The organism is Thermoleptolyngbya sp. M55_K2018_002, from assembly GCF_015295965.1.
Taxonomy (GTDB): domain Bacteria; phylum Cyanobacteriota; class Cyanobacteriia; order Elainellales; family Elainellaceae; genus Thermoleptolyngbya; species Thermoleptolyngbya sichuanensis.
In genome coordinates this window covers 19,345-32,259 of sequence record NZ_DVEA01000262.1, presented here as the reverse complement: position 1 = coordinate 32,259, position 12,915 = coordinate 19,345, and the positions used below count along the sequence as shown (strand labels likewise).

The following is a 12,915-nucleotide window of genomic DNA, read 5'->3' as shown; positions in this document are numbered from 1 at the left end:
GGCCAAGGTTTGCAGCGACGGGCGCAATTGACGCAGTGCCGAAAGGCAGAGTTCGGTTTGGGTCCCCCGTTTGGAACTAAGCAACTCATGCCACTCGTCCAAAATCGCCGCCCGCAGATTGCCAAAAAGCGTCTCCGCTCCAGGGTAGGACAGCATCAGAGCAAGCGATTCTGGCGTGGTGATTAGAATCTGCGGCATATTTTTGAGCTGGCGGGCTTTGCGGCTGGCGCTGGTGTCGCCTGTGCGCGACTCGACCCGCAGATCCCAGCCCATGTCTTCGATGGGGCGGCGGATGGATTGCTCGATGTCGCGGGAGAGCGATCGCAGTGGGGTCAGGTATAGCAGTTGCAGCCCTGGTTTGGGGTCGTGCAGCATAGCGGCGATCGCCCCCATGACCGCCGCATAGGTTTTGCCAGACCCAGTGGGCACCTGAACCAGACCGCTGCGCCCCGCCAAAAAAGCCTCCCAGGTTTCTTGCTGAAATGACAATGGCTCCCAGCCTTGCCGCCGAAACCATTCGACAATGGGTGCAAGGCTGGGTGTGCTGGGTTGAGCAGCGCTGGGGGGCGATCGCCTCTTCATAGGGCAAAACAGCTTTTCGGCTTTGCAAAGGGGGCATCTCCAGCCATCGGGAATTGCCTCAAACGGCTTGCCTGCTGCAAACCCCGAACCTAGATCGCCCTCTACCGGATCATAAATTACCTCAGCGGTAGAAGTGCTACCCAGAAGCATTCACAAGTTGGCTGGAACGACTGAGAACTTTGGAGAATGCCTGGGGCGATGAGATACGTTAGCGCAACCCTTCCAGAGAGTCGCGTATCCATCCTGCGGGAGCATTTGCGCCTTCTGTCGGCATGTGAGCGGCAACGTTTACCAACCACTCCATGCGAAATGTCACACTCTATTCTTTGCGTCGTCAGTAATTACACGCCAATTGCTTCTGTATTTTTTCTGTAAAGCGCATAATTAACCGTGAGTTTCAGGACGCTACACCTCTGCCTAAAGATAGATATTCAAAATATAAGTTCAGAATACGAGTTCAGAATACGAGTTCAGGGTTGTGTTGAGCAAAATTGTGCCGTCTAAGTTCCCCAAAGACTCTCTGATATGGAGATTGCATTTTAGCCTTCTGTACCGCGTTGCGATCGCCCTAGAGATGAGTCGCTAAGTTGTAAATCTGCTAACCCAGCAGCCTTACCTAAATTACGTCTGGTCTTCTTCCCTGTGTAGCTCCCGCCACATCAAAGCGGACAAGACAAGTTTTTCCAATCAAAATGCGCTCGTCTGCACCCTGTCTGTTCGTTCAGCGGGGGCACTGTTCCGAGGGGTTGCGTCGTGCTTCCTTCTAGCGCTTGTCCTAGCCCCCTCACGTTTCACCCAGTTTACCTTTGCCGGTTTGCTTTTGTATGTCCTGCGCCTCTGCGTTTGCAGAGCGTCAAGTTGTGCTGTCTCAAGTTTGCCCTGTTCTGGCGCACAGGCATTGCTTTGGGCAGTTCATTCACCTGCTGTTTCATCGTTGCTCAGGAGCGATCTTTAAGCTATGTCCGCAGTTTGTCTTTCCTCCCCGGTTTCTAACTCGGCTTTATCTGCCTTGATCCGTTCAACTCAGCAAGTCCTGTCGATCCACAAGAGCGCCCGCACGCTCGTCGTGTTTGATCGAAGCGTTGCGGATTTTGAAACGTTGGTTGCAGGTGTTGCGGATGCTGCGGGTGCTCTGGTGCTGGATTCACAGCAAGATGCAGTGGCGCAGATTACAGCGGTTCTGACCCAATATCCACAAGTTGACCAAGTTCATATCGTATCTCACGGCAGCGCGGGCTGCTTGCGGTTGGGCGATCGCCCCCTCTCGCTGGAAACCCTCGACCGCTACGCCTGGGAACTACAGTCCTGGTTTTCCGCCGCCGCAAACGCGCCGAGCCAGCCCATGCTAATCCTCTACGGCTGCCGTGTCGCAGCAGGCGAAGCCGGGGCAGAGTTTTTGCAAAAGCTGCACCAACTGACTGGAGCCACTATCGTCGCCTCCACCACCGACACGGGAAGCGCATCTCTGGGCGGCAACTGGGAACTGGAAGTCAGCTTTCCTCAAGGAACTGGAACCCTATCCCAGCCAGCCATTTCTGAAGCTGCCAGACACCTCTATTCAGGAATTCTCAGTCCAGGCAACGACAACTTTGCTAATCGATTTTTCCTGAGCGGCACTAACGTCACCACTACAGGTTCCAACGTTGGCGCAACAGCAGAGATGGGTGAGCCAGCGCAAAGCGGCACCGTCAACTCTGCGTGGTGGTCTTGGACGGCTCCCACGACCGGGCAGTATGTTATCGACACCATCGGCAGTAGCTTTGACACATTTCTCTTTGTCTACACCGGATCGACGCTCGCCACACTCAATCTAGTGGCTTCGGACGACGACTCAGGGGGAAGCCTGGCAAGTCGCATCACCCTCAATACAACTGCCGGAACAACCTACCAAATTTCGGTTGATGGCTTTAATTCACTTACGGGGGCGATCGCGCTCAACATCAACCAAGTTGTGAACAATGCCCCAACGAATGTCAACCTCAGCAGCACCAGTGTTAACGAGAATGTTATCGCTGGTTTCACAGTGGGTGGACTTAGCACCGTTGACCCCGACGCAGGCAATACCCACACCTACAGCCTGGTGGCAGGGGCGGGAGACACCGATAACGCTACTTTCAGCATTGTCGGCAACCAGCTTCGGATCAACACCTCACCCGACTTTGAAACCAAGAACAGCTACAGCATCCGCGTCCGCACGACCGATCAAGGCGGATTGTTCTTTGAGCGCGTCTTCACTATCAACGTGAACGACGTGAACGAAACGCCGACCAACCTGACGCTGAGCAACACCACACGAGATGAAAATATTCCCGCCAATTCTCTAATTGGCAACTTCGGTACCGTTGACCCCGACACAGGCAACACCCACACCTACAGCCTGGTGGCGGGTGCGGGAGATGCAGACAACGCCGCCTTCACGATTGTCGGCAACGAACTGCGGATCAATGCCTCCCCCGACTTTGAAACCAAGAGCAGCTACAGCATTCGGGTTCGCACGACGGATCAGGGCGGATTATTCACCGAGCGCGTGTTCACGGTCAACATCAACAACCTGGAAGAAGCGCCAACCAATCTGCAACTCAGCAGCAATGAACTGTTGGAAAACGTCCCTGCCGATACCGTCGTCGGCACGCTAAGTACGATTGATCCCGACCTGGGAGACACCCACACCTACAGCCTGGTCAGCGGCGCAGGCGACGACGACAATGGTGCGTTCACGATTGTTGGCGACGAGCTGCGAATTAACACGTCACCCGATTTTGAAGCCAAGAACAGCTACAGCCTCCGGGTTCGCACGACCGACCAGACTGGGCGCTTCTTTGACCGCGTTCTGACGGTTTACGTCAACAGCGTAAATGAGGCTCCGACGGATATTACCCTGAGCAGCACCAGCGTTGAAGAAAATGTGGTGCCGGATACAGTGGTGGCCACGCTCAGCGCCGTAGACCCAGATGCAGAGGACGAGCATACCTATCTGCTGGTGGCAGGTGCGGGCGACGACGACAATGCCGCCTTTACCCTGGAGGGCAACGAGCTACGAATCAACGATATGCCAGACTTTGAAGCCAAGTCGGTGTATCGGGTTCGGATTCGCGCCATCGATCGCGATGGGCTGTTTTATGAAAAAGCCGTTCAGATCAACATCACGGATGTAGACGAGTCGGGCAATGCGCCGCCGACCAGCATTAGCCTCAGCACCGCCAGCATTGATGAAAACGTTTCTGCCAATACCGTCGTGGGCACGTTTTCGACGGTCGATCCCAACCCTGGCGATGTGCATACCTATAGCCTGGTGAATGGGGTCGGCTCGACGGATAACGCAGCGTTTACGATTGTCGGCAATCAGCTCCGAATTAACGGATCGCCTAACTTTGAGGCGAAGCCCAGCTACAACATCCGCGTGCGATCGCGCGACCAGAGTGGCGGCATTTTTGAGCGGCAGATGGTGATCACGGTTAACAACGTGAACGAAACCCCGACCGCCATTAACCTCAGCACCACGAACGTCAATGAGAACCTTCCTGCGAACAGCGCTGTTGCAATTCTCAGCACAGTCGATCCCGATGCAGGCAACACGCATGCCTATACGCTAGTGAGCGGCGAAGGTGACACTGACAATGCTGCATTTAGCATTGTAGGCAACCAGCTTCGGATCAATACTTCACCTGACTTTGAGACCAAGAATAGCTACAGCATTCGTCTTCGTTCGACCGATCAGGGTGGATTGTTCACCGAACGCACGGTCAACATCGGCATCAACAACGTCAACGAAGCACCGACTCAACTGGAGTTCAGCGCTACGAACGTGAATGAGAACGTGCCCGCGAATAGTGTGATCGGCACGTTCACCACCACCGATCCCGATGCAGGCAATACCCACACCTACACGCTGGTATCGGGCGCTGGCTCGGCTGACAATGCTGCCTTCACCATCGTTGGCAACCAGCTCCGCATCCGCAACGCTCCCGATTTTGAAACCAAGCCAAGCTACACGATTCGCGTCCGCACGACCGATCAAGGCGGGCTGTTTTTCGAGCGGCAATTCACCATCAACGTCAATGACCTAAACGACGCACCCAGCAGCATCAGCCTCAGCAACAGCACCGTCCGGGAAAACGATGCTGGCGTGGTGATTGGCCGCCTGACGGTTGCCGATCAAGATCGCAACCAGACCCACAGCTTTACGGTTAGCGATCAGCGTTTTGAAGTGGTGAATGGGCAACTGAAGCTGAAGTTTGGTCAGAGTATCGACTTTGAACAGGAAAAGCAGGTCAATCTCAGCATCACGGCCTTTGACAACGGGTCGCCCAGCCTCAGCCGCACTCAGAGCTTCACGATCAACGTGCAGGATGTGCCAGAAATTGACGTGGAGAAGTTCCGCTCTGGCGTGACGGGGGCGCTGACCCAGCTTGCCGTGGTGCTAGACAACGACCTGGCGCGGAGTTCTCTGCCGATTCTGGGAACGCTGAGCGATCGCTACGTTCCTACGTTCCTAAAGAACCTGACCAGCACCTTGGTCAGCGGCATGGCCAATGAGGAGCAACTCACGGTCGGCGAGTTCCAAAACCGCATCAGTCGGAATCTGCCTGGTGTGCGAGTGCTGACCGACTTCAGTCAGGCGAAGCAGTTTGAAGTGACGCTGGACATGACCCAGACCTATAACCTGGGTTCCGTCGGGCTGAATAGCAATATGGGCCTGCCAATGCTGAGCATGAGAACCACGGGTTCTGCCAATGCCAGCGTCCTCGGCGGCATGAGGCTAACCTTCGGCTTCCATGATGATTTCGGCTTCTATTTCAACACGAACCCCAGTAAGACTTTCTTTGGGGCAGAACTGACGGCTGCGCTGTCGAATAACTTCAGCGCCCAGGCGACGCTGGGCTTCTTGCAGGCAAGCTTGACCAATGATCTGTCCAATCCTACGCGGGTGACGGGCGGCTTTAAGGCGCTGCTGAAGGACATCGACAATATTCCGGGTGCGCCCAATGATGGCGATCGCCTCACCCTCACCGAGCTGCGGCGACGCAACGCCAATTCCAGCTTCCGTGAACTATTTGGCACCGAATTTGCCATCACGCCAAACCTGGGCATGAAAGCCCGCACAGGCATTGCCAACTTTGAGGGAATGCCCTCCATCAACTTCGACCTAGCGCTCAAGTGGAACGCCTTTACCTATCGCGACGGCCGCAGCTCATCGGGCAGCCCTCAGCTTGAGTTCAACAACGTCACGCTAGATCTAGGTTCCTTTATCTCTGGCTTTGCCCGACCCGTCCTCACTCGCATCGACAACACCATTAGACCCTTCCGGCCGGTCATCAACTTCCTAAATGCTGACACTCGGATTCTCAGCAGCCTGGGCTTGACGGGCCCCTTTGACCAGAACCGCGACGGCCGGGCGACGGTCGTAGAAGTCGTCAGCACCCTCAGCCGCTGGCGCTTTGGTCGCGGCATCGACACTCGGTTCATCGATGCCATTAGCGCTCTAGATGCCGCCATCACTGCCCTCAACCAGCTCACCGCCAGCGACGGCAACCTAGCCATCAACTTTGGCTCCTACAGCATTGGCACCGTAGACACCAATGCTGCACCTAGCAGCCTGTCGCAGAGCAGCCCCCGCACCACCAGAGGGCAAAGCACAAACTCCCTGACCCAGGCTTCGAGCAACTCGCGTGTGCGGAACTTTATCAACGCGCTAAACCGGGTCGAAGGGCTGGGCTTCCCTATCCTGTCTGATCCCAACCAGGCGATTAACCTGCTGCTGGGCCGCACGGCGACGCTGTTCCGCTATGACATGCCCGACCTGGACTTCAACCTCCGACTGGAGCAGAAGTTCCCCGTGATTTGGCCGCTCGAAGGCAGACTGTTCGGCGATATCCGGGTGCGAACCAACCTCGACTTTGGCTACGACACCTTTGGTTTCCAGGAATGGCAGCGAGCGGGCTATTCCAGTTCTGCTGCCTCCCGGCTGATTGATGGTTTCTATGTCACCGACTTCTCTGGCGACGAAATTACCGTTGATGCGACGATTGGCGCAGGCTTTGGGGTGAACGTGGGCATTGCCGAAGGGCGCATTGACGGGGGTCTGCGAGGCAGGGCAGGCATCGACCTGATCGACGTGGGCGAAAATGCTCGAAATCCAGTTTGGGATTCGGAATATAGCCGAGTCTGGAACGAGATCAATCGGCAGATTGGCCATATTTCTTTCCTCCGTCCACTCGTCGGCGCACAAACGATTGCAACGCTCAATTCGCGGGGTATTCGCGAGTTTGTTAACCTCAGCGACGGCCGTATCCGCACCACCGAGATTACGTCTCGCCTGAGCAATCCGCTGAGCCTGTTCCAGATTCAGGGCGTGGTGAATGTGTTCCTGGATGCCTATGCGCGGGTTGGGGTGCGGGTCTTTGGCAAGCTGATTGGCAAAGAGTGGCGGAAGAACCTGGCGACGTTCAAGATTATGGAGTTCAGCGTGGGCGGCGGCGCTTCTGTAGGACGGATCAGCCAGAAATATATTTCGGGGGCTACGATCTTCCTGGATGCCAACAACAATGGGGTGCTGGACGAGAACGAGCCTTACACCATCAGCAGCTTCGACGGCTCCTACGAGCTGAAGTTTGCTACCGAACTGTTTGACAAGAATGAAAGCGGCGTGATTGATCCCGACGAAGGACAGATCCTGGCGGTGGGCGGCTACGACACCTTCACCAACGAGAAGATGGATGTGCCGCTGTCGGCTCCGGTGGGCTACAGCATGATCACGCCAGTCACCACCATGATTAACGCGCTGGTGCGGATGGGCGATGTGGATGTGGCGACGGCCGCCGCTCAGGTGAAGGCGGCGCTGGGGCTGCCTGAGACGCTGGATCTGGGAACCTTTGACCCGATCATTGCCATGCGCGACGGCGACCCGAACGGAGCCAAGGTGATGGCGGCCCATGTGTCCATCTACACGCTGATGGATCAGGCGGCAACGCTGCTGCGGGGGGCGACGGGGCTATCGGGCGAAATGCTGAGTATGTTGGTAACAGGGGCGATCGCCGATGCGATTGAACCGGGCAAGCCGCTGGATTTGAGCAATAGCTCGGTGGTGGCGAATATCCTGAAGACGACCGTTGGCGCACTGGAAATGGTCAGCCCTGCGCCAGAGCTAGCCAAGGTGACGGCGATCGCCGAGCAGGTCGCCACCATCATGGCGGAAGGCGTGCAGCGGCTCCAGGCGGTGCTGGCAAAACCGGGCAATGCGGCGGCGCTGCTGCGAGAAGTCAGCGAACTCCAGGGCTTCTTGGTCAACAACACCTCGAAGGATCTGGCGGCTGCGATCCTGGGTACGAAGACCATTGATCAGGTGCTAGATGCCAATACGGGCGACGGGCTGCTGGCCGGGCTGAAGCGCCGCGAAGCCATGAAAAACCGCGCGACCCTTCCGGGCACCAACGAAATCGACTTCCTCAAGGGCACCAACCAGAGCGAAATTTTGGTGGGTCTGAAGAAGGGCGATCGCATCCGGGCGCTGGGCGGCGACGATATGGTGGCCGGCGACTCGGGCGATGACTGGCTGCACGGCGGCACAGGCAACGACACGCTGAACGGTGGGCAGGATGACGATACCCTGATCGGCGGCGCGGGCGATGACGTGCTGATTGGGCGCAGCGGCAAAGACACGCTGATCGGCGGCAGAGGTCGCGACACCTTCCAGCTTGCCGCCAACAAGAAGGGCAGCAACCGCATCCGCGACTTCAAGGCCGCAGAAGACCGCATCGAAATCACGCTGGGTCGAGAGTTTGCAGAACTGCCCATTGGCAAAGGTATCAGCGCCGAGCAGTTCCGCCTGGGCAGCAAGGCAGCGACCGAAACCGAGCGGTTTGTCTATAACCAGAAGACCGGAGCGCTGTTCTTTGACCTCGACGGCAGCGGCGCGGGTCAGCAGATGAAGATTGCTCAACTCAACGCTGGCGCGGCTCTGACCCATGCTCAGATCTCGATTGCTTAAGTAAGGCGTGATTGGGTGACAGGGCAATGAAACGCTAGTGCAAGCCACACGGCTTCGTTTAGACTCATCGAGGGTGTTTCCTGCGGGACGGCCCTCGATTTTTTTTGCGTTAAACCATGCTGCTAGACTTGCCAAATTCAATTCGCCTGATTGCCACCGACATGGATGGGACGCTGACCCGCCGGGGCAAGTTTACGCCGCTGCTGCTGCAAGCGTTGGAAGTCCTGCAATCGGCAGGCATTCCGGTGGTGATAGTGACGGGGCGATCGGCGGGCTGGGTGCAGGGCGTGGTGTCGTATCTGCCCGTGGCGGGGGCGATCGCCGAAAATGGCGGCGTGTTTTTTCCCGGAGACACCGAGCCGGAGTTCCTGGTTCATGTGCCTGATCTGGCCGATCATCGGCGATCGCTGGCCGATCTCTTTCACGACCTTCAAAACACGTTTCCCAAAATCCAGGAAGCCCCCGACAACCGCTTCCGGCTGACGGACTGGACGTTTGATGTGCGGGGCTTGTCGGCGGCGGATTTGCAAACGATGGGCGATCGCTGCCAGGACGCGGGCTGGGGCTTTACCTATAGCACCGTGCAGTGCCACCTCAAGCCCGCTGCTCAGGACAAAGCTAGCGCCTTAGAACAAGTTTTGCAGCGGCACTTTCCCCGCATCTCGCCCGCGCAACTGGTGACCGTCGGCGATAGCCCGAATGACGAGAGCCTGTTTGACAAAAGCCGCTTTCCCTATTCCGTCGGCGTGGGCAATGTGCGCCATTATCTCGATCGGCTGAGCTACCAGCCCAACGCGATGACGGAGGCTGAAGAAGTGGCTGGTTTTTGGGAACTCACTCAGCAAATCCTGGGCCGGCCGTTGTCGAGTGGGGTATAACCGGGTTTGCGATCGCCCACTGCTTTTGCGGTAAACTATCGTACCAAGGCAGAGACTGTCGTACCAAGGTACAAACTGTCGTACCAAGGCACCCTGTAGGTAACCTACAGGCAACCTGCGAGTTCATCCCATTCTTGCTTATGAACCCAACTCAAAAACGCTTGCTAACTTGGCTGGGCTGCTCTGGTGCAATGGCGCTGGGGGTGGTTCTGCCAAAGCCGCTGCTGGCGCAAACGGTGCCCCTTCGAGAACTGATTTTCTCCAGCACACAGACGGGCGAAATGGTTCCGCCGGACGACTTGGACTGTGGCTGCACGGGATTGGGCGATGGGCTGGCGGTGCTGACTGGCTCAGACGCAGAGGGCGACATGGCGATCGCCCTGCGCGGTTGCGACTGTGCTGGATGCCGCTTTATCGCCCGCCAGGAGATGCAGCGCCAGTTGCAGGCGAGTCTCTCGATTCCAGTGCAACGGGTGGAGTAGTTTTCTGGAGGGCGTTGCTGAATTAATCGGCGGGATTAACCAAGGGGTGGGAAGCCTGGGTCACATCCAAGCCCGCCGCCAGCTAGCCCTGCTGCAAAATGTTGGCGATCGCCGCCTTCACATCTGAATACTGATACGCAAAACCAGCCTCCTGCGTGCGCTTGGGGAGAACCTGCTGACCCTCCAGCACGACCTGGGCCGCGTCTCCCAGCAGGGCTTCTAGCGCAAAGGCAGGCACAGGCAGCCAGGAGGGGCGACCCATAATCTGGCCAAGCGTTTGGCAAAATTCTGCCATCCGCACCGGGTTGGGGGCCGTGGCGTTATACACTCCCGACAGGCTGGAATCGGTCAGAGCCTTCAGGATCAGGTTCACCAGATCTTCCCGGTGAATCCAGGAAAACCACTGACGGCCCGTGCCCAGCGGCCCGCCCGCAAACAGGCGAAAGGGCGTAAGCATTTTACCCAGTGCGCCGCCCATGCCCAGGACAATTCCCGTTCGCAGGATCACGACTCGCGTACCGCTGGTCTGGGCCGATTCCGCAGCAGCTTCCCACGCCTGACACACCTGCGCCAAAAAGTCATCGCCGGGGGCGCTGCTTTCGTCGAAGGTGGCGGTTTCGCTGGTGCCGTAGTAGCCGATGGCAGAGGCGTTGACCAGGACGCTGGGCTTGGGGCTTGCCTGGGCGATCGCCTCTACGATCTTCTCCGTCCCCACCTTGCGGCTATCGAGAATTTCCTGCTTGCGCTCCGGGGTCCAGCGCTCGTCGGCAATGCCCGCGCCCGCCAGGTTTACCACGCCATCGCAGCCGGAAAGCACCTGCTGCCAATCGCCCGACTCCAGCGGCGTGTATTCCACCACGTCCACATTGGGGAACGCCGACTGGGGAAAGACGCGATCGCTGTGTGCTTTGCTGCGGGTCAGCGCGACGACGTGATGCCCCTCTTCGAGCAACCGTTCAACTAGCCGCGTTCCTACAAATCCGGTCGCCCCGGTCACTGCAATTTTCACGATGCCTCCTCTGCCGAGGGTGCGCGGAAGTTCCGTCAGGTTCCACGCGCCATCGGGTTCGCTACGATTCTTAGTATATCGGCGTATATCGGCCAGGGTTCGTCAAGCAGAACCCATTGTCAGAATGACACAAAGGGCTGAATGGCTTTGCGAGACAGCGCAACATTGAGAACCCCAGCGGCGATCGCCAGCATCAGCACACTCTCGCCACCCAGCAGCAGCAGCAGCGTCGGGTTGCCATGCAGCGTCCAGCCCGTCTCAAGCTGCGCCAACCCCCGCACCAGCGCAAAGGCCAGCACTGCGCCCGCGCTGAGGTGAGGATTTTCGCCCTGGCGCACCACGTAGCGATAGGTCACGCCAAACAGCAAGCCCGCCAGCATTGCATGGGCCAGGTGCAAACCAATCGACCAGTTGAGCGAAAAGACCGTCAGCGCGTTCCAGCGAGTGGCAAGCACTGTGTTGGCGATCGCCCCCACCAGCACCACCGTCCCGCAAACCAGGGCACTCAGTCCCCCAGCCTTAATCGACTCGATCCGCTCTGCCTGAAGCCGTTCCACCGTCTGCTCAATATCCCGAACAAATACCCGAACAAATACACAAAATAAATGCACAAAAAGACCCGGAGACCACGCCTACTACAAGCATCCCGTATTGCTGCTACCTTCCGGTCCTGACAAGGTTTGGGCGTTGTAGTCGCGTGGATCCAGGTCTTCTCCACAATAACACGGCGCTGGGGGACAGGGATCAGGGCCAGGCTTCAAGTCGCTAGAACTGTCAGGCAGCCAGATGACACATCAGCGGCCAGCTTCCAGCCTTCACTCCCAGCCGCAAACCCTTCCCTCACAAAATCTGCGACAGGAACTTTTGCGTCCGTTCTTCCTTGGGATTGTTGAAAAAGGTTTCGGGTGTGCCTTCTTCTACCAGCAGCCCGTCCGCCATCAACACCACGCGATCGGCCACCTCGCGAGCAAAGCCGACTTCGTGGGTCACGCAGACCATCGTCATCCCCGACCGGGCCAGCGTCCGCATTACATCCAGCACTTCGCGCACCATTTCTGGGTCGAGGGCGCTGGTGGGTTCGTCAAACAGCATGATTTTTGGCTCCATCGCCAGAGCGCGGGCGATCGCCACCCGCTGCTGCTGCCCCCCCGAAAGCTGCCCCGGAAACTTCTTCGCCTGCTCCAAAATGCCCACCCGCTCCAGCAGTTGCAGCGCCTTTTCTTCCGCCCGGGCCTTGGGCCAGCGGCGCACCCAAATGGGAGCCAGCATCACGTTTTGCAGCACCGAAAGATGGGGGAACAAATTGAACTGCTGAAACACCATCCCCACCTCGCGACGAATGGCATCGATATTCTTTAGGTCGTGGGACAGGTGAATCCCATCAATGACAATCTTGCCTTTTTGATAGCTTTCCAGCGCGTTGAACGTGCGGATAAAGGTGGACTTGCCCGAACCGGAGGGCCCCATCACCACCACCACCTCGCCCTTTTGCACCGTCAGGCTAACGCCGCGCAGCACATGGAAATTGTTGTCGTACCATTTCTCCACATTTTCAGCCAGGATCACCGGCTCTGAGCCAACATGACCGTTGCCGTTGGTGATTGCGTCCGTGTGATACTGCGTCATTGGGAAACGTCCTAATCAAAATCAAGATTCATAGACTGCAATACAGCACTCTCCTGCGGAATAAGGTACACCCTGTGCTAAAAACTCAAGGCTGAAAGCCTCCTGCGTACCTCACTGGCTTCAAAAACGCTGTAGCTTGAATTGTACTGGTACAGCCGGGCGTTTGTGCAGTGTGATTCGCTACGACACGAAGCAAACCGATGGGCAATCTAAAGTCAATCACGGCAAGAAGTAATCACCGCAAGTAATCACCGCAAGTAATCGCCGCAACTGAACTGAGGGCGATCGCAGATGACTGAGGAGACGATCGCAGATGACTGAGGGCGATCGCCAGCGACTCGTCCCTTGCCC

Annotated in this window: 7 protein-coding genes and 1 other RNA gene; 3 read left to right on the top strand and 5 right to left on the bottom strand. The window is 57.5% G+C overall.

The annotated features are described in order from the left end of the window. Positions 1–732, bottom strand: a 732-nt coding sequence (locus tag IGS51_RS13200) for a DEAD/DEAH box helicase (RefSeq protein ID WP_297078815.1), incomplete at its 3' end; no start/stop codon positions are given. Positions 733–1,591: 859 nt separating this feature from the next. Here IGS51_RS13200 and IGS51_RS13195 point away from each other — a divergent pair. The 3 genes from IGS51_RS13195 to IGS51_RS13185 all read left to right on the top strand — a co-directional run bounded on the left by IGS51_RS13195 (position 1,592) and on the right by IGS51_RS13185 (position 9,929). Further along, positions 1,592–8,569 carry a DUF4347 domain-containing protein gene (locus IGS51_RS13195; RefSeq protein WP_297078814.1) on the top strand — a complete coding sequence of 2,326 codons (6,978 nt, stop codon included), beginning with the start codon at positions 1,592–1,594 and terminating at the stop codon, positions 8,567–8,569. A gap of 116 nt (positions 8,570–8,685) precedes the next feature. Beyond that, positions 8,686–9,447: an HAD family hydrolase gene (locus IGS51_RS13190; RefSeq protein ID WP_297078813.1), complete on the top strand. Its 762-nt coding sequence runs from the start codon at positions 8,686–8,688 to the stop codon at positions 9,445–9,447. Positions 9,448–9,587: 140 nt separating this feature from the next. Continuing rightward, a complete protein-coding gene (locus tag IGS51_RS13185; RefSeq protein WP_297078812.1) occupies positions 9,588–9,929 on the top strand; it encodes a hypothetical protein in 342 nt (113 codons plus the stop codon). An 82-nt stretch (positions 9,930–10,011) separates the two neighbouring features. On the opposite strand, the gene IGS51_RS13180 is transcribed toward IGS51_RS13185, so the two are convergent. The 4 genes from IGS51_RS13180 to IGS51_RS13165 form a co-directional block, all read right to left on the bottom strand. After that, positions 10,012–10,938 (bottom strand): TIGR01777 family oxidoreductase, encoded by a 927-nt coding sequence (locus tag IGS51_RS13180; RefSeq protein ID WP_297078811.1) that lies wholly within the window; start codon positions 10,936–10,938, stop codon positions 10,012–10,014. A gap of 119 nt (positions 10,939–11,057) precedes the next feature. Next, positions 11,058–11,549 carry a hypothetical protein gene (locus tag IGS51_RS13175; RefSeq protein WP_297078810.1) on the bottom strand — a complete coding sequence of 164 codons (492 nt, stop codon included), beginning with the start codon at positions 11,547–11,549 and terminating at the stop codon, positions 11,058–11,060. Positions 11,550–11,551: 2 nt separating this feature from the next. After that, positions 11,552–11,648, bottom strand: an RNA gene (ffs, locus tag IGS51_RS13170) — signal recognition particle sRNA small type. Positions 11,649–11,778: 130 nt separating this feature from the next. Beyond that, entirely contained in the window at positions 11,779–12,564 is a 786-nt protein-coding gene (locus IGS51_RS13165; RefSeq protein ID WP_068512250.1) for an amino acid ABC transporter ATP-binding protein, read from the bottom strand. Positions 12,565–12,915: the final 351 nt, after the last annotated feature.

What these genes read in the sequence shown, in the direction of transcription:
- IGS51_RS13190 (WP_297078813.1), top strand. Translation starts at nt 8,686, where the DNA reads ATGCTGCTAGACTTGCCAAATTCAATTCGCCTGATTGCCACCGACATG.
- IGS51_RS13185 (WP_297078812.1), top strand. Translation starts at nt 9,588, where the DNA reads ATGAACCCAACTCAAAAACGCTTGCTAACTTGGCTGGGCTGCTCTGGT.
- IGS51_RS13165 (WP_068512250.1), bottom strand. Translation starts at nt 12,564, where the DNA reads ATGACGCAGTATCACACGGACGCAATCACCAACGGCAACGGTCATGTT.